We start from the raw sequence: 17,846 nt of genomic DNA, 5'->3' as shown, positions 1-17,846 counted from the left end.
ACCTACTGTATTGAATCATCATCACGCATTACTAGGTATAACTCATCGAGTGCCTCTCTTATCAATGCCTCGTATAGGCCATCAACAGCCTCAAGAATTATGAGGCCGTGCTCCATTATCGAAAGCCTAAATTTAGGGTCGATATTGATTAGCGGCACGACATCCACAGGCATGCCAAGTACCTCTTCAAGCCTTGTTCCAAGGCTTAATAACGCATTAAGGTCGAGATTCTTCCCGTAAACCGCAATGTCTATGTCCCTAAACTCATTAAGTTCCACGAAACTACCGAATAATATCCCAAGGGAGATACCGTACTCCCTAAGTATATCCCTAATTCTTGAAATAATTAATTCCCTCTCCTCACGTCTCATTGAGTGATAGATATACTCGCCACTAAATTCCATAACGATCCCTCAACCTATTTATGAAACTCGCCAGGTTTTTAAAGTTCGACTTAATGCTTTGATATATTAGGTAATCATCGATTACCCAATACCTATGAACAAGCAGGTTCCTAAGTCTTACAAGTCTCGTTAAATCCTCGTACTCATTCATCATTAATAAGCCCTTATCTCTTAATATCATTAGTGCATTTATCGGTGTCCTAGGTCTTTCATTTAATTCTCTACGTACTATATGCATCGCTAATGCCATTACTGCCTCTGCAATGACTATTAACTCATACCTAATGGCCATTTTATCCTCATCGCTTAATTCATCATATGGCTTATTTGTTATTCTTTCAATTTCCTTTATCGCATCCTCAACATCCCTAATAATGCCCTTAATAAATTCCTTAGAAACACCCACGTTAGTCTTTAACGCCCTGTTTATTTTAAGGTTATTTTTAGTACGTTACTGACTTATACCTAGTTCTCCCGAGGATAGTTCCAGGGGCTTACCCTTAGGTTCCTTTATGAATAGTGCTGTGAATATTACGCCAATTATCGCCACGGCAACCAATACGAGTAATAGGTTCGACATCACCATGTACTTGGCCGTTGCGCTCAATGCGCTACTTGTTATTGGGAAGAGTAGTGGAATGAATAGTGCAGCTATTGTTGCGCCAAGCTTGCCACTGCCCGCGGCTATCCCGTGGCCCGTAGTCCTAAACCTGGTTGGGAACACCTCAGTTGGTAGTATGAATGTGGTCACGTTGGGACCGACGTTAGTGAAGAACTGGGCTAGGCCATATAGGGCTATTATGGCCGCTGGGATTATTATGCCGTTCCTTAGCATGAGCGCCGTGATTAAGTATGTAGCGGCTACTATTGAGAAGCCCATTATCTGCATGGACTTCCTACCCATTTTATCCACTAGGAAGGCCGCCACGTAGTAACCAGGGACTAGGAAGGCCAGAACGACGTATAACTGTATGTATATACCAGCCAATGGGTTCTTGGCTAGGCCTATTGCCGAGGTTACGAATGGGCCAAATATGTTTGTGCCATAGAAGAATACGTCAAGTGCAAACCAGGGTATTGCAGTACCAAGTATTACTGGTAAGTACCTAAGTAGGTTCTTGTAGATACCATTGTTGGTATTATTTACATTATTAATTTCCACATCCTGCCTTAGCACGTCCTTAACGGCCTTCTTGGCACCCTCAACATCACCCTTAACGAAGTACTCAAACCTAGGCGTCTCATGAACCCTACGCCTAAAGTAAATGACTATGGCGGGCATCACTGCACCGAACCCAAGTATTATTCTCCAGGCAATGTCTGGGTTTATCTTAGCATTTAATAGACCGAGGCCGAGTAGGGCAGCCGTAACAATGCCCCATCCCTGCATTGAGAAGACCCCCGCCACGAATAAGCCTCTACTTCTCGCCGGTGCATACTCACTCATTAACGTGGCGCTTATTGGGTAATCACCACCAACTCCAAGACCTAGTATGAACCTTGTTATCCAAAGCATTGTTGGGTTTATTGAGAATGCAGAGGCTATGGCTCCAGCTGCCAATAGTGCTGCCTCCACACCGTATATGTACTTCCTGCCAAATATATCGCCTATCCTGCCGAATATGAAGGGGCCTATCACTGCGCCAAACAGTGCGGCTGATGATATTAGGCTTATTTCTGACGCTGTTAACGACCAAACCTGCTTTAGAAAGACCAGAGCTACTGATATTGCAAATAGGTCATAGGCATCCGCAAAGAAACCTGCGCCGGATATGAATAGGAGCTTTAGGTGTCCTGGTGTTGGTTTTGACCAATCAAGCGGTTCAAAGGGTGTTTTATTCGACATTATGAACCGTGTAACTAAAGCTTTAATAGGGCTTTTGTCAGTAAAATAATAATCATATATATTAATAAATATACTTATATATCAACGCAATTCCCATGAGGCAAATTTTTATTAATGCCAAGTAGCCACGTATAGCGATGCCTGTCATAGACCTAGCGCAGGTGGATTTAAGGGCATTAACACCAGATCAACTGGACTGGAAGAAGTTCGTATTACCTGTTGATCATCCAATGAGAGTTATTAGGATTGAGAAGGTCGTGGCCAACATAGGTGTTGGACAAAGTGGGGAGAGACTTGAGAAGGCTGCTAAGGTCCTTGAGGAATTGACGCAGCAGGAACCAAGCTATAGGCTTGCCAAGAGGTCGATTAAGGATTGGAACATTAGGAAGGGTGAACCAATAGGTGTGGCAGTCACATTAAGAAGAAATAAGGCTGTTTGGTTCCTACTGAGGACGCTGGCTGCAGTGGACTTCACACTGAGGGAAAATTCATTCGATGACTGGGGCAACGTGGCCTTCGGAATTAGGGAGCACATAATGATACCGGGTACAAAGTATGACCCATCAGTCGGCGTTTGGGGCTTAAACGTAGTCACAGTACTCGCAAGACCAGGATTAAGGGTCATGTACAGGAGGAGGGCTAGGTATGACGTTGGTAAGGAACAAAGAGTATCAAAGGCCGAGGCAATGAAATTCTTCCAAGAAGTACTCGGTGTAAAAATAATAAAGTAAATTTTAACTTATTTTTAATAAATAATAATTATTATGTGTTGGCTATTGTTCCGTTGTTGTATTGGATTACTTGTGTGCCGTTGCTGTAGGTTATTACGTATAGCGTGACTGGCTGATAATACAGAGTGTTATAGAAGTACTCATCCCATGTCCACGTGACTCCCTTGACGTATGGCTGTACGATTAAATAATTAATAGGCCATGGTAGCCATATATATGGTGCTTGCCAGTATGTTATGTTGTAGACTTCGGCGAGCATCTGCAGTTGCTCTGTTTCATTGGTCACAAAGGGCATTGTTAAAGTCAGGTTATTCACAACAGTATTATTAAACCAAGCTTCATTTGCACCATAAACACCGCCTTCTATTACATTCAATACAGGGAATAATAATTGGAATAACGGGTCTGGCCAATCGGGATACCATCCTAAATCGACCATTGTTGGCGTTATTTGCGGATTGTACCATGTACCACTTTCTGCTGTTGTTACGTATTCTATTGATGTTGGTATTCCTATTTGGCTTAAGTCCTGTGTTATTATCTCAAGCTGCTCCTCAACTAGTGGCGTTATTGGCGGAATTACTGCAATTGGTATTGCCGGTAGTTTTTGTCCGTTGGGATTACCGATAGTCGTGCCATTTGGTAGTACCGTGTAGAAGTTACATTCCCAACCGGATTTATTGAGGTACTCAATGGCTAGGTTAGGATCGTATGAATACATGGGAAGATTATCAGGGTTATAGAACGGAATGTATGCCGGGTTCGACGGTCCTAAGTACAATTCAGCAAGTGTTGTGTTGAGTAACGGTGAGTAGTAAGTGTATAGTAAAGCCGTGTAATTAACGGCATGGACTACGGCTAGTCTGAAGTCTGTGCAGTTAGTAGGCCATTCATAAACATTCATTGATATGAAGAGAACACCCGCTGGTTGATATCCAAGTAGTCGTATTATTGATTGTGGTGGTAGGTATTTGTTGTATGGCCATGCTGTGTATATTTGGTCTAGGAATGGTGGGCTTACGTATGATATTTGTGCCTCATTGCTTGCGAATAACTCAACCCTATCAGTATGAGACATGGTATACTTGATATCGATTATTTGTATGTGGGCTGGTTGGTCGAGCACTGGTAATGAGCCTGGTGGGTAATTATTACCCCAGTAATTCGGATTAGCCTTAAGAACAATCTCCGTAAACTCACCAGGAGTACCAGAAACACTCTCAATCTCATAAGGACCAGTACCAGGTGCACCATACTGATCTAAGTAACTATTTGGTGTGTTTGGCTGTACACCACCATGAGCATCTACGTAGGCTGGTGGAACCACAGCACCCCAAGCATTAGATATGTCTAGTAGGAAGTACATGTATGGATGTATTAGGTTTATTTCTACTTCGTATGGCCCTAGGACTACGACTGCTTGATTGGGGTATGTCATGAGCTTTTGAATTGTTGCATTGTTAACGTTGAAGTTGCTCAATACATTGGCTAGTGCGTAGGCGCACAGCGTTGCATTACTGATGTACGCTGGGTTACCCGTAACATTAGTAAGAGCGTGACAAGCACCCCATGGTATGGCATAACCAGTCTCAGAATACTTCGTATAACTAAAAAGTAATTTCGGATGGTTGCGTTGAATGGCTCGCCGTCAGTGAAGTAAACGCCCTGCCTAAGCGTGAATACGTAGTGCTTGTAGTCGGGGCTGATCGTCCAATTAGTGGCCAACATAGGAACAACATGCATATAATCACTACCATTCCATGTCACTAACTCCTGATAAACAACATTAAATATTGGCTGATCCATTGTCCAGAAGCCTGTTGCTGGGTCTAGACAGTCTGGAGACGCTACATCAGTTAGATCAATTAGTTCGTTTGGGTTTGGTGGTGCTAATGTGATTGTTTGGTTCGAGACCACGGTCACCGTGGGTTTGGTAACGTTAGTGGTTGTCGTTGGTGGAGAAGGCGCAGTGGGCTTAGGATGATAAGTAACAGCAAAATAAGCACCTAGTGCTATTACCACAACCACAACAACGATTACACCTATTAACGCGGCCTTTGATATACCCTTCCTATTATGTGATGTCGGCATAAAAACAAAGGCAATTAATCACTCTTAAAAGTTTTACTCACTCATATAATTTAATATATAATTTAAATGATTATTTAAGTTTTAGGAATTATGAATATAAGTATATAAAAATTGATTGAATAGCTAAATATATTATTATGGCATGACTATGTCACTCCAGTTAAATCATGGCATTACTTGCCAATTGATTATTCATTATTAACAACTTACTTACTGAGTCTCTCTAATTCCGTCTTAAACTCTTCATATGCCTTCTTAACTTCCTCAACACTTGCCTCGTCCTCAAGTGTCGTCACATCACCCAATGATTGGCCAGTAACCACGGCCCTAACAAGCCTTCTCATTATCTTACCACTCCTTGTCTTTGGGAGCTTCGTTACAAAGAAGACATTAGATAACGTGGCTATTGGACCCACAAACTCCCTAACCGTGTTATTTAACTCAGCCCTCAATTGCTCAGAGGGTTGGTAACCCTGCTTTAGGACAACGTAGGCCACGGGAACCTCACCCCTAACAGGGTCTGGAACACCAACGACAGCTGCTTCAGCCACAGCTGGGTGCTGTATCAGCGCTGACTCGAGTTCATACGTACCGAGCCTATGGCCAGCCACCTTAATAACCTCGTCAGCCCTACCAAGTATCCAGAAGTAGCCGTCCTCATCCTTAACTGCGTAATCACCGGCGTAAAACATCCCAGGGAACTTACTCCAGTATGTCCTGACATACCTATCGGGATCTTTCCAAATCGTCAATAGCATTCCTGGCCATGGCCTCCTAATCACTAGGTAACCTCTTTGCCCAGGTTGTATTGGATTACCATTATCATCAACAACATCAGCATCAATACCAGGCAATGGTGGTCCGTTAGTACCTGGCTTAAGCGGTACCAGGGCAAGGCCTGGCGCATGGGATATCAATATGCCTCCTGTCTCTGTCATCCACCAAGTGGAGCCGAAGGGTACCTTCTTCCTACCAGCTAATTTCCAAAGCCACCTCCAGGCCTCTGGGTTTATTGGCTCGCCGACTGAGTGCATGAGCCTTATTGTGCTTAGGTCATGTTTCTTAACCCAATCATCGCCAAACCTCATCAGTGTTCTTATACCCGTTGGACTTGTATAGAATATGGTAACTCCGTACCTCTCCACAATTGCCCACCAACGATCTGGGTTGGGATAATCAGGTGCACCTTCATATAATATTGTGGTCATACCCTCAAGGAGTGGACCAAAGACGATGTAACTATGCCCAGTGACCCACCCAATGTCCGCCGTACAGAAGTGAATATCATCCTCCCCAGCATCGAAGACCCACTTCATCGTCGCATGAAGCAGCACCATGTAGCCGCCAGTATCGTGAACAATACCCTTGGGCTTACCCGTAGTTCCTGACGTGTACAGTATATATAATGGGTGCTCACTCTCCACAGGTTCTGGCTCAACGTATGTATTCACTGGTACGTCACTCATTAATTCATGCCACCAGTAATCCCTGTCCTTAACCATGTTAACGTCATTAAGGCCGACCCTCCTATAGACAACTACGTTCTTAACAGTTGGTGATTGTTCAAGGGCCTTGTCAACAATTTCCTTAAGCCTAATGATCCTACCACGTCTATAGCCCCCATCAGTTGTTATAACGAGCTTAGCCCCAGCATCATTAAGCCTATCAGCCAATGCCTGCGCCGTGAATCCGCTGAATACCACGGTGAATATCACGCCGAGTCTAGCGGCCGCTAACATGGCTATTGGGAGCTCAGGTATCATGGGCATATAGATACCTATGGTATCGCCCTTCCTAAGGCCAAGCTTATTCTTAAGCACGTAGGCGAATCTATTGACCTCGCGCCATAAGTCATAGTATGTGAGTTTACGAACCTCAAGAGGATCACCACTCTGATACGTTGGTTCACCCTCCCAAATAATGGCGACCTTATTCTTCTTACCACCCTTAACATGCTTATCAAGGGCTAAGTACGACGCGTTTAATCTACCGCCAACAAACCACTTATAAAATGGTGGCTGTGGATCGGCAACCAGGGCCTTATCCCAGGGCTTGAACCACTCGAGTTCCCTGGCAATATTTGACCAGAAGGCCTCTATGTCCTTAAGGCTCTCCTCATGAATTCTCCTATACTCCTCAGGATCAATAGCTCTTTCTCTACCGATTTCAGGAATTATTTTCTCCTTAAAGGGTAGAGCCCATGTAACTGACATACAAATAAATTCATTAATATAGAAATCTAAAAGTTTTATCTACATTATTTATTAATGATAATAAATAATGATTACATGATAATGCCAGTGGGCGCCGCTTTAAAGACGCAAAATGACTATGACTAATTTCAAATAGGCTTCCTATCACTGAGTACATGCTCAACTTGCCTTTCTAGGTGATTCACCGTTAATCTAACTGCACTAAACTTCTCATCAATCTCTCTAATCCTAGGCTTAATCTCCTCATTATAAATCCTCCAAGCCCTAGGTTGGAGAATACGCACCAACTGTGTGGTTCTATACATGGCAATTATCTCGGTCGGTCTTAATTCCCAGGGAAGTCTCAACTCCTCAAGCCTCCTAACCCTAACGTACTTAGCCTTACCCATCTCCACGGCATGCACATGATGAGCAAAGAGGTGAAGGAGCGTATTCATGTCAATCCTATAATTAATGAGTATTATTGACTCTTCCGCAAAGTACTTACCCATGACCATTTGGCATTGTTGATCCTTATCAACATGCTCAGTGCATTCGTTCGTGGGATTAATAGTGGCTACCACCTTGGGCTTCTCAATATTCATACCCTCAGCTAAACTCTCAAGAATTCCCTCAGCACTACTCTCAATGTCCTCAAGGGGTTTAAGAATTGAATTCTCAATCTCCATAATTACTTGATTAACGAAATCTCTACCTGCGGACATGAACCTAAAGTAATTATTAACCCTGTGGTTTATAAATTCTCCTTAAGGTTGTTACCCAATGTTTGTATTTATCCTCTAACAATAACTTATGCAAAAAATGCATAGTGCATTATACCTAAAGTACCGCTACATATTCATTAATAGCCCGTGAGGGCTAGTGAGTTAACAGTTGATTTAAGAGGCATTGGTTGTCCATACGGTAGTACATTAGCTATACAGCACTTCCGTGATGCACCTGTTGGTACAATAATAACGTTTATACTCGATGATGAGGAATGCTACTTAACGTTAAAGAGGTTATTTCCATTACTTGGACAGAGGATCACCAAGATAGAGGAACAGAATAGGGTGTATAAACTCTCGATTCTTAAGGTAAGGTTCTTCTAATGCTGGGTAATGCATATTAATTTCGTTTAATGCCATATTACGTGTCGTTTGATAGGGCTGGTTATTTGATCGGTAGGAATTTTGTATACCCTGATTATAGGCTTCAATTCCCCAAGTACTACGGCTATACCCTAAGGCACTTAAGGGTTCAAATACGGATTAAGGTAAATGAAAAAGCAATAGAGGGATTAAGTGAATACAATATCGATATACCACCTGGCAAGAACTTCATTGAACTTGATGCGGCTGAGATGAGGATAGTATCGGTCAAGGTTGATGGCCAGGACACTAAGTTTGAGTATGATGGTAAGATACTGAGGATATACATTAATTCAGGAAGTCATGTTGTGCAAGTCAGCTATGAAGCTAAGCCTAGGAAGGGACTTTACTTCATATTGCCTGATGAGCGTTATAGGGATAGGGTACCCATGGTTTGGACCCAGGGCGAGAGCGAGGACAACCACTACTGGCTACCAATGCCTGATTACCCGAATGTCAAGTTTACGAGCGAGTTACTAATAATAGTTCCGAAGCCCTGGACAGCAGTATCCAACGGTGTCCTAGTTGAGACTAAGGACCTAGGTAATGAGACAGTTTGGCATTGGAAGTTAGATAAACCGCACTCAGCATACCTCATCGCATTCGCCGCCGGAGAGTTCGAGGCTATTAAGGAGGATTGTGATGGAGTACCAATAGAGAACTATGTACCCAGGGGATTTAGAGATAAAGCCCAATACAGCTTCCATAGGCTCTGCGACATGATAAGATTCTACAGCGAGTACACAGGTATTAAGTACCCATGGCCTAATTACAAACATGCGGCCGTGAGCGAATTTATCTATGGCGGTATGGAGAACACCACTATCACTATTGTCACAGATACGACTTTGCATGATGAGCATGCTCATTGCCCTGGCTCTAGGTTTCCATGTCCTGGTATGGAGGACTTTACATCAGATGGTCTTGTGGCTCACGAACTTGCCCATCAGTGGTTTGGCGATTACGTTACAACTAAGGACTGGGCCAATATTTGGCTTAATGAAGCCTTCGCAACTTACTTTGAGGCGTTATATATGGAGCATGCCAAGGGTCGTGATGAGTTTCTCTATGAGCTTTATCAAAACCTGAGGGCGTATCTTAATGAGTATGGTAATAGGTATGCAAGGCCCATAGTAACTAGGTTGTATAGAGATCCTGAGGAGATGTTTGATAGACATACGTATGAAAAGGGTAGCTTGGTCCTACATACTCTCCGTAACTTACTTAGCGATGAAGTCTTTAGAAAGGGCATAAACCTATACTTAGCCTGGCGTGCGCATGGTAATGCTGACACGGAGGACCTGAGAAAGGCCCTTGAGGAAGTTTCTGGGCAACCACTTGATTGGTTCTTCACGCAGTTCGTCTACTCATCTGGCCACCCCGTCATTAAATATTCCTGGAGCTATGACCCAGGTAATAAAATCATTAAATTAAGTGTTAGCCAGACCCAGGGAGATGACTCATACCCAATCTATAGACTATCCCTTGAATTCGAGATTAAGTACCCAAGCGGTAAGGTCGACATACTCAGGTTCGAGCTGAGTGAGAGGGAGACCACGATATACGTACCAGCCAGTGACAGACCTCAATACATATGCCTAGATCCACAGTTCAAGCTGGGTGTTAAGTCCGTGAGTAGTGATAAGGGCTTTGAGGAGGCTATTGCGGAATTAGGCAGTGATAACTTAATGTGTAGGCTTGAGGCTATTGATGCGTTGACCAGGGATGGCAGTGCCAGGGCTGTTGAGGGATTGAGTAAGGCGTTAATGGGCGATTCATTCTGGGGCGTTAGGGCTGAGGCTGCCAGGGCACTTGGTAAGGTCGGTACTGAGGATGCACTTAAGGTGTTACTCAACGCATTAAGTAGTGAGAGACATCCTAGGGTTAGGCAGGCTATTGTTGATGCTCTAGGGAACTTTAAGGGTAATGAGAACGTGGCTAAGGTGCTTGTGTCAGTCCTTGAAAACACAACCGAGAGTTACTACGTTAGGTCTAAAGCTGCTCAATCACTTGGCAGGATTAGCATAACTGATTACGGCAAACACTTAATCAAGGCCCTTGATTACCCAAGCCATAACTACGTAATAACCCAGGGTGCACTACAGGGACTCTCTGAGTTAGGTACGGATGATGCAATCGACGCATTAATTAAGTACACAGAGCTTGGTAAGCCAACGCCCGTTAGAATGGTTGCGACGCAGTCCCTGGGCAAGTTTGTGGGCATTAGGAGGGTTTACGATAGGATCCGGGAGCTTCTTAGGGATCAGTATTACAGGGTTAGGTATGCCGCCGTTGCAGCTACAGAGAGCTCTCTTGACTCAAGGTTTCTTGATATACTTGATGATTTAGCCAATAGGGATCTAGATGGTAGGATTAGGCGTTATGCCAGGGATGTTGCCAGGAAGATTAGGGAACAGATGCAGAGGGGTGCTGAGTATGCTAAGTTGAGGGAGGAGATTGAGAGAATTAAGGAGGAGCAGAGGAGAATAATGGACAGGCTGGACAGGATGGAGGCGAAGGGTTAGCTCATGACCTTAGCAATGTAGGCTATGTAATTACCTGACTTGACTAGTCTTTCCACAATGTCGTAATTACTATACAGAATCTCCTCAAACCTAGACCTCAACTTCTTCGGTACGACAATCTGCAGTAGACCGCCAGGCTTTAGATGATACTTAGCCTCGATTATCAACCTCCTATTTACCTCGAGACCAGCCGTTATTGGTGGATTTGATATTATCGTGTTGAATCTCTTATCCTGGATGGCGCTGTATAGATCACTTAATCGAACCTCTGCGTTACTTACCTTATTAATTTTAACATTAATTGCTGCTAATTTGATCGCGAGTTTATTGGTGTCTACCATGACGATCCTACCCTTAGGCGCTAGCTTCGCCGCCACAATACCAAGGACCCCATAACCACAGCCCACGTCGAGTATATCCCAATCATTCATTATAACCATATTCTCAGCTAACAACTTGGTGCCGGCATCCACATTCTCACTCGAGAAAACACCTGGTGCTAGTACAAACGTTAACGGAAAACCCCTAATCACAGTATTGATTCTCCTAACCCTCATCTCCTTAAAGGCAGGCTCCCTATCGTAATAATGCATTAATACCTAGTAATTTAAGGGTCTGCCTTTTTATCCCTTTTTCATTAACATTAAGTAGAACGGTTTTTAAGACAAGTAATATACCTGACAACGATGATGAGGAAGACAATATTCATTAGTTATTTATTGATTTATGTGTTCTCAGCATCGTTTAATTACTTTTTTGTTAAATTCGGCCTTAGGTACTCACCGCCATTGGGTTATATGGCGATTAGATATGCAGTGGCTGGAGTAATATTGGCGGTAATTGCCATAATAATTAATAGAAAGTACTATTTCATACTAAATAAGGACCTAGCCCTATTGAGCCTTTTCTCCTCGTTAAGCACGGCGTTATGGGCCTACGGACTTCTTTACATTGATCCAGGTTCCTCAGCAATCTTCGGCTATACAATGCCTCTCTTTGCAATACCATTATCAGTATTGATAATTCATGAAAAACCAAGGACCTTGAACGTAATTGGTGCTCTTACTGGGTTTGTTGGTGTTATTATTTACGGTGTATCCTCAATAATGAGGGGTGTATCACTAATGGGTTCAGTACTCACTGTGATAAACGCCATATTCTGGGCCTTATATAGCATATACTTCAGGAAGTTGGGTAATAATGATGGCTTAATTGTCGTGTCTAACATGTTCATAGTTGGTTCGTTAATGCTTGTAATTATGGGAATAATGGTTGATGGCTTAAACATATTTATGAGTATTGAGTGGGTGCCTGGATTTATCGGTAATTTACTGGGTACCTCAATCATCGGTGGCGCCGTATTATTCCTAGTCTGGTACTTGCTCGTTAATACCATTGGTGTTGCGAATTCGACACCATACATATTCACAGTACCAGCATTAACACTAGTGTTTAATTACTTGATCATGGACATTCAACCCACCATACCCGAGATAATTGGTTCAGCAATAATGTTTGTGGGGATTTACCTAGCCTCAATCTAAATTCGTGACTTATAAGCATATTAAAATTTTTAAGTAATTAACTTAGCGGGTTTATTGCATGGTCGCATTAACAAATTCGAGACAGCCAAGGAAACAGAGAAGGGCGCTGTATAATGCACCGCTTCATGCTAGGCATAGGTTATTGACGGCTAGATTAAGTGAGGATCTACAGAGGCAGTATGGCGTTAAGAGGTTGCCTGTTAGAAAGGGTGATACCGTATTAATACTAAGGGGAGACTTCAAGGGTGTCAGGGGTAAGGTTATGGAGGTTGACCTAAGGAAGATGAGGATTCACGTAGAGAACGCCACTATGAAAAAACCCGGCGGTGAAACCGTTTACTACCCAATACACCCGTCAAAGATCATGATAGTGGAACTAGACACCAGTGACAAGAGGAGGCTCGAGGCTATTGAGAGGGCAAGGAAGCAGCGTGAGGAATACATAAGGAGACTTGAGGAGGCTAAGGAGGCCAGAGCACTGAGGAAACCCGAGGTAATTGTTGTTGGTCAGGGTGGTAGCAATGAATCGAAACAGTAGTAAGCCTTTAAATAGGGTTTGCTCACGGTGATAGGCAATGCCCAGGAGACACCTTAGGCGTTATCAAGCACCTGAGTGGTGGCCTATATCCACAAAGGAGGCCGTGTGGGCGGTTAGACCTAGCCCTGGTCCTCATTCAATAGAGACGTCATTACCATTGGCAATACTTATTAGAGACGTACTTAAGTATGCAAAGACCCTTAGGGAGGCTAGGTACGTAATTGGTAAAGGGCTGATAAGGGTAGATGGTGAGGTTAGGAGGAATTATAAGTACCCTGTTGGTTTAATGGATGTTGTTGAGATAATACCGACGGGTGAGGTCTATAGGATGGTGCCGCACCCAACGAAGTTCCTATGGCCAATACCAATAAGCCAGGAAGAGGCTAGGTATAAGCTTTGTAGAATTGAGAATAAGACGGTGGTCAAGGGCGGGCAAATACAGCTTAATCTACATGACGGTAGAAACATGCAATTACCATATGATGAAGGCTCTAAATACTCAACATTAGATACTGTACTTATCGACCTAACAGAGAATAAGATAGTCGATGCAGTAAAGCTCGAAGTTGGTGTCCTGGGTCTCATTGTGCGTGGAAATAACGTGGGTTATTACGGCAAGATAACGGAGATAATACAAACATATAGAAAAAGAAGGTCATCAGTAACCATAAGGACAGATGATGGCAAGGACATAAGAACAATAATCGATTACCTATTTGCCGTAGGTAAAGATAAGCCATTAATAACGATAACGCAACCTAAGGAGGCCATCCAAACACAATAAGAAAATATTTAGGAATTAAGAATAAGAGATAGAATATTATATAGATTGTATTATCATTATTATTACAATTTATTACAGTAATATCTTAGGTTCAAAATCCATACCTAAATCTTTAGGATTTAGGCCGTACTTCACAATAGTAAACTCTTTCCTAAATTCTATTACCTCCCTCTTTACAGTATCAGGTTCTTCACCCTTAATCAATACTCTAGCCATGAATTCCGCAATAACCTTCATCTCATCCTTGCCCATGCCAAACCTCGTCATCTCCTGAACGCCAAGCCTCAAACCACTCACCTCCTCCTTAAAGGTCTTGTCCCAAGGTGTCGCTGTCTTACTAACTATTATGTTAGCCCTTTCAAGAAGCGCTGCCGACTTAGCACCACCTAGTTTCGAAACATCGAGAAGTACCTGGTGTGTTCTTGTGAAGCCCTTGTTCTCGGCAGCCACATTAAACCCGAGCGCATGTAGTTCCTCTGCGAGAGTACGTGCGTTTTCAACTATTTGTTTAGCATAGGCTTCTCCAAATTTCATCATCTCTATAGCAGCAACCGCAGTTGCTGCATATCTATGGTGATGGTAATTAGATGTTAGTCCTGGAAAAACAGCCTTTTGAATAGGAGCAAACAAATTCTCATTATTTGTAAAAATTACACCGCCCTGCGGTCCGGGAAATGTTTTATGAGTTGATGATGTCATTACATCAGCGCCTAAGTCCAGGGGGTTTGGAAATGCGTTACCGGCTATTAGACCAAGTACATGGGCTGAATCATGTAGTAAATAACCATTAACCTCATGAACCACCTCTGAAAGCTCCTTAACTGGGTGTGGAAATAGGTACAGTGAACTTCCTAGGATTACTATTTTTGGCTTAACCTCCTTAATCAGCTTAATGCTCTTATCAATATCTACATTGAATTCCTCATTATTCCACGGTAGGTTCATAACCTTCAACTTTAAAATGCCAGGAGCCCCCGTGACTCTATGGCTTATGTGGGAGCCGGCGCTTATGGGTATTGATAGTATTGTATCGCCGGGCTGTGTAAAGGCTGCGTATACCGCCATGTTGGCTATTGTACCCGATATGGGTCTAACATCCACAAACTTCGCATGGAATAAGTAGCCCATCAGGTTCGCAAGCTTTGTCTCTAATTCATCGATATACTTAGTGCCTTGGTAATACCTATTACCTGAAGTACCTTCTGCATACCTGCCCTCCATATCATTGAGATAAACATACTCTGCCAGTGGTGACATCACGTTTTCGCTGGCGATTAAATTTATGGTCTCTAACCTACGCCACTTGTTATGTGCCTTAACTATGTTTAGTACATCAGCCAATATTGAGTCAGGGTTTAGATCCATTATACTTCGCGGTATAATTATACTTATTAATTTTTTGTTGAGACGTGTAGGAATTACGGAGTTTACGTAGAAATAGGAATAGAGCAGGATTATTAATTAAAAATACACTATCATTCACTACTATTATAGTCAAGGATTTAATATGTTGAGACCAATCGTTTTGGACCCCCTTGAATGGTTATTGACAAGGAGTTATTACATAGCGAGATTACCGCAATTAAATTTCTTTAGAGATTATGAAGCCACAAAGATAGCTCCTTATTATTGCAATTATAATGGAGACTTAAGGGATTATAAGTGGGGCGATGTGGCCATAGTAATGCCTCCTGCGAATAATAGGCCGCATAATTATGATTTAATTATCGCTGTCGAGGGTTATTCTGTGGCGTTATTAAGGCAATGGGGATTAGAGCCTGACATCGTTGTTACTGACTTCGACTTCATGCCTGAGGAGGTCGTTAACGGTGATTTCTTGGTTCTTGGTCATGCTCATGGCGATAATATTGATAAGTATAAGACGTGGGCCGGTAAGGTACGTAAATTATTGCCGACGGTTCAGACGTGGCCTGTGGGTTGTTCGTTGTTAGTGCCTGGCTTTACTGATGGTGATAGGGCTGTGTATTTGGCTTATTACATGGGTGCTAGGAGAATTGATATTTATGGCTTTAATCCCACCAAGCCTATAAAGAGGAATGATTACGTTAAGAGAGTTAAATTAGAGATTGCTGAGTACTTCATTAGTAGGGTTTCTCGTCGTGTGCGTGTTAATTTCTATCCTTAAATATTGCGTATTATTATGGTTAATACGAAGCGGTGGATTAATTAAGCCAGAGATAGTTAATTGCTTTGGTTGGGTATGAGTAGTAATGATATTAAGTTCCTGGATGTTGTTAAGGTCCTTGAGAGTATCGAGGCGACCACCCAGAGGACTACTATGGCTAAGTTATTATCATCGTTGCTGAAGAAAACACCGCCAAACGTCATTGATAAGGTCATTTACTTCATACTTGGTCAACTAAGGCCTGATTGGGAGGGTGTGGAGCTTGGTGTTGCTGAGAAGTTCACCTTTAGGGCTATTGCCAATGCCACTGGGGCCTCTGTTAAGCAAGTCGAAGATTTATATAAGAAGCTCGGCGACATTGGCGAAACTGCAAAGAGGATAATGAGTAGTAGACCTCAGCAGGTTGGTGGTAGGTCGATACTGGACTTCTTTGGCGGTGGAGGTGGTGAGGAGTTAACTATGGGTAAGGTATATGATACATTGATATCTATAGCCAGGGCGAGTGGTGAGGGCGCTCAGGATACTAAGGTTAAGCTCCTAACATACCTATTCTCAAGGGCTAAGCCTGAGGAGGCTAAGTACATTGCTAGGTTCGTGATTGGTAGGTTAAGGCTCGGTGTTGCTGATATGACAATACTCGACGCATTATCTGATGCGTATAAGGTGTCTAGGGATGCCCTCGAGAGGGCTTATCACATATACCCGGACCTTGGTTATATAGCAAAGATGGTTGCCCAGGAGGGTCAGAATGCCTTAAGTAAGATCCATGTGACGCCGGGTGTACCCATCCAGCCAATGCTTGCGGAGAGATTGAGTACAGCAGCTGAGATACTGGCTAAGCTAGGTGGTACTGCAATGGTTGAGTATAAGTATGATGGCGAAAGGGCTCAGGTGCATAGGACTAGGGATGGAGAGGTTAGGATCTTCAGTAGGAGACTTGAGAACATCACGTATGCTTATCCAGACGTTGCTGAGTATGTTAAGGAGGCCATCGATGCCAAGGAGTACATAGTGGAAGGTGAGATAATAGCTATTGATCCAGACACGGGTGAGTTTAGGCCCTTCCAGGAGTTAATGCATAGAAAGAGAAAGCATGATATTAAGGAGGCGATGAAGGAGTACCCAGTCAACATATTCCTGTTCGATGTTATGTATGTCGATGGACAGGACCTAACGAATTTACCACTGATTGATAGGAAGAGAAGGCTGCTCGAGATACTCAAACCAAGTGAGTATGTCCATCTAGCGACTTGGAGGGTGATTAATGATGCTGAGGAACTTGATAAGTTCTTCCATGAGGCCATAAGTGATGGTTGTGAGGGAGTCATGTGTAAGTCCATTAAGGCTGACTCCATTTATGAAATGGGCGCCAGGGGTTGGCTCTGGATTAAGTATAAGCGTGATTATAGGAGTGAGCTGACGGATACCCTGGACCTAGTGGTTGTGGGTGCCTTCTGGGGTCGTGGTAAGAGAGCTGGCACGTATGGTGCATTGCTTATTGCTGCCTATGACCCTAAGACTGACCAATTCTACACAGTGAGTAAGGTGGGTAGTGGATTTACCGATGAGGACTTAGTAAAGCTTAAGCAGATGCTTGACCCGTATAGGATACCGCATAGGCATCCAAGGGTTGTCTCTAAGATGGAGCCTGATGTTTGGTTTGTACCTGCCGTCGTCCTTGAAATAATCGGCGCTGAAATAACCTTAAGTCCACTCCACACTTGTTGCGTGGGTAGCGTAAGATCCGATGTTGGACTGGCCATTAGATTCCCAAGATTCACGGGACGCTATAGAACCGATAAATCACCAGAACAAGCAACAACAGTAGATGAAATCCTCGAGATGTATAAGGAGCAGAAGAAGGTCAAGGTTGAGGAAGGACCTAACCCATGAT

At 43.2% G+C, this 17,846-nt stretch carries 16 protein-coding genes and 1 pseudogene; 8 read left to right on the top strand and 9 right to left on the bottom strand.

Annotated elements, in window-relative coordinates:
* Positions 1–2: 2 nt before the first annotated feature.
* Genes ACP5L5_RS03435 through ACP5L5_RS03425 form a run of 3 tightly spaced genes read right to left on the bottom strand, consistent with a single transcriptional unit; the run spans position 3 to position 2,250 of the window.
* The gene (locus ACP5L5_RS03435; RefSeq protein WP_428761622.1) at positions 3–404 is read right to left on the bottom strand and encodes a nucleotidyltransferase family protein; all 402 of its coding nucleotides are present in this window, start codon (positions 402–404) and stop codon (positions 3–5) included.
* Entirely contained in the window at positions 394–810 is a 417-nt protein-coding gene (hepT, locus tag ACP5L5_RS03430; protein WP_428761620.1) for a type VII toxin-antitoxin system HepT family RNase toxin, read from the bottom strand. Before hepT ends, ACP5L5_RS03435 begins: the two co-directional genes overlap by 11 nt.
* Before the next feature lie 45 nt (positions 811–855).
* The gene (locus ACP5L5_RS03425; RefSeq protein WP_428761618.1) at positions 856–2,250 is read right to left on the bottom strand and encodes an MFS transporter; all 1,395 of its coding nucleotides are present in this window, start codon (positions 2,248–2,250) and stop codon (positions 856–858) included.
* Positions 2,251–2,387: 137 nt separating this feature from the next.
* Between ACP5L5_RS03425 and ACP5L5_RS03420 the strand changes: the two genes are divergently transcribed.
* The gene (locus ACP5L5_RS03420; RefSeq protein ID WP_428761616.1) at positions 2,388–2,981 is read left to right on the top strand and encodes a 50S ribosomal protein L5; all 594 of its coding nucleotides are present in this window, start codon (positions 2,388–2,390) and stop codon (positions 2,979–2,981) included.
* 31 nt (positions 2,982–3,012) lie between these two features.
* On the opposite strand, the gene ACP5L5_RS03415 is transcribed toward ACP5L5_RS03420, so the two are convergent.
* The 4 genes from ACP5L5_RS03415 to ACP5L5_RS03400 all read right to left on the bottom strand — a co-directional run bounded on the left by ACP5L5_RS03415 (position 3,013) and on the right by ACP5L5_RS03400 (position 7,989).
* Positions 3,013–4,419 carry an ABC transporter substrate-binding protein gene (locus tag ACP5L5_RS03415; protein WP_428761615.1) on the bottom strand — a complete coding sequence of 469 codons (1,407 nt, stop codon included), beginning with the start codon at positions 4,417–4,419 and terminating at the stop codon, positions 3,013–3,015.
* Between the two features lie 50 nt (positions 4,420–4,469).
* Positions 4,470–5,072: an ABC transporter substrate-binding protein gene (locus ACP5L5_RS03410; protein ID WP_428761613.1), complete on the bottom strand. Its 603-nt coding sequence runs from the start codon at positions 5,070–5,072 to the stop codon at positions 4,470–4,472.
* 206 nt (positions 5,073–5,278) lie between these two features.
* Complete coding sequence (acs, locus tag ACP5L5_RS03405) at positions 5,279–7,285, bottom strand: acetate--CoA ligase (RefSeq protein ID WP_428761611.1); 2,007 nt, start codon at positions 7,283–7,285, stop codon at positions 5,279–5,281.
* Positions 7,286–7,413: 128 nt separating this feature from the next.
* Positions 7,414–7,989 (bottom strand): hypothetical protein, encoded by a 576-nt coding sequence (locus ACP5L5_RS03400; RefSeq protein ID WP_428761610.1) that lies wholly within the window; start codon positions 7,987–7,989, stop codon positions 7,414–7,416.
* Positions 7,990–8,136: 147 nt separating this feature from the next.
* Here ACP5L5_RS03400 and ACP5L5_RS03395 point away from each other — a divergent pair, with 147 nt between their 5' ends.
* Together ACP5L5_RS03395 and ACP5L5_RS03390 are read left to right on the top strand one after the other, a co-directional pair.
* Positions 8,137–8,376 (top strand): sulfurtransferase TusA family protein, encoded by a 240-nt coding sequence (locus ACP5L5_RS03395; RefSeq protein WP_013603468.1) that lies wholly within the window; start codon positions 8,137–8,139, stop codon positions 8,374–8,376.
* A gap of 29 nt (positions 8,377–8,405) precedes the next feature.
* Positions 8,406–10,940 carry a M1 family aminopeptidase gene (locus tag ACP5L5_RS03390; RefSeq protein ID WP_428761608.1) on the top strand — a complete coding sequence of 845 codons (2,535 nt, stop codon included), beginning with the start codon at positions 8,406–8,408 and terminating at the stop codon, positions 10,938–10,940.
* Here the strand turns inward: ACP5L5_RS03390 and ACP5L5_RS03385 are convergent.
* Positions 10,937–11,533, bottom strand: coding sequence for a class I SAM-dependent methyltransferase (locus tag ACP5L5_RS03385; protein WP_428761606.1), 597 nt, complete (start codon positions 11,531–11,533; stop codon positions 10,937–10,939). The genes ACP5L5_RS03390 and ACP5L5_RS03385 overlap by 4 nt on opposite strands.
* Positions 11,534–11,626: 93 nt before the next feature.
* On the opposite strand from ACP5L5_RS03385, the gene ACP5L5_RS03380 reads away from it, so the two are divergent.
* The 3 genes and pseudogenes from ACP5L5_RS03380 (at position 11,627) to ACP5L5_RS03370 (ending at position 13,806) form a co-directional block, all read left to right on the top strand.
* Positions 11,627–12,484: a DMT family transporter gene (locus ACP5L5_RS03380; protein WP_428761605.1), complete on the top strand. Its 858-nt coding sequence runs from the start codon at positions 11,627–11,629 to the stop codon at positions 12,482–12,484.
* Positions 12,485–12,542: 58 nt separating this feature from the next.
* A pseudogene (rplX, locus tag ACP5L5_RS03375) lies at positions 12,543–12,911 on the top strand (50S ribosomal protein L24); the annotation flags it as partial.
* A gap of 148 nt (positions 12,912–13,059) precedes the next feature.
* Positions 13,060–13,806 (top strand): 30S ribosomal protein S4e, encoded by a 747-nt coding sequence (locus tag ACP5L5_RS03370; RefSeq protein ID WP_428761604.1) that lies wholly within the window; start codon positions 13,060–13,062, stop codon positions 13,804–13,806.
* A 72-nt stretch (positions 13,807–13,878) separates the two neighbouring features.
* Here ACP5L5_RS03370 and glyA read toward each other — a convergent pair whose 3' ends face one another.
* Positions 13,879–15,171 carry a serine hydroxymethyltransferase gene (gene glyA, locus ACP5L5_RS03365; protein WP_428761602.1) on the bottom strand — a complete coding sequence of 431 codons (1,293 nt, stop codon included), beginning with the start codon at positions 15,169–15,171 and terminating at the stop codon, positions 13,879–13,881.
* Positions 15,172–15,331: 160 nt separating this feature from the next.
* On the opposite strand from glyA, the gene ACP5L5_RS03360 reads away from it, so the two are divergent.
* Both ACP5L5_RS03360 and ACP5L5_RS03355 read left to right on the top strand, forming a co-directional pair.
* Complete coding sequence (locus ACP5L5_RS03360) at positions 15,332–15,952, top strand: hypothetical protein (RefSeq protein WP_428761600.1); 621 nt, start codon at positions 15,332–15,334, stop codon at positions 15,950–15,952.
* 90 nt (positions 15,953–16,042) lie between these two features.
* Positions 16,043–17,845 (top strand): ATP-dependent DNA ligase, encoded by a 1,803-nt coding sequence (locus tag ACP5L5_RS03355; RefSeq protein ID WP_428761762.1) that lies wholly within the window; start codon positions 16,043–16,045, stop codon positions 17,843–17,845.
* Position 17,846: the final 1 nt, after the last annotated feature.

Source organism: Vulcanisaeta sp., from assembly GCF_049966235.1.
Taxonomy (GTDB): Archaea; Thermoproteota; Thermoprotei; order Thermoproteales; family Thermocladiaceae; genus Vulcanisaeta; species Vulcanisaeta moutnovskia.
Note: the sequence above shows the minus strand (reverse complement) of the source record. Positions and strands in the feature narration are given on the sequence as shown.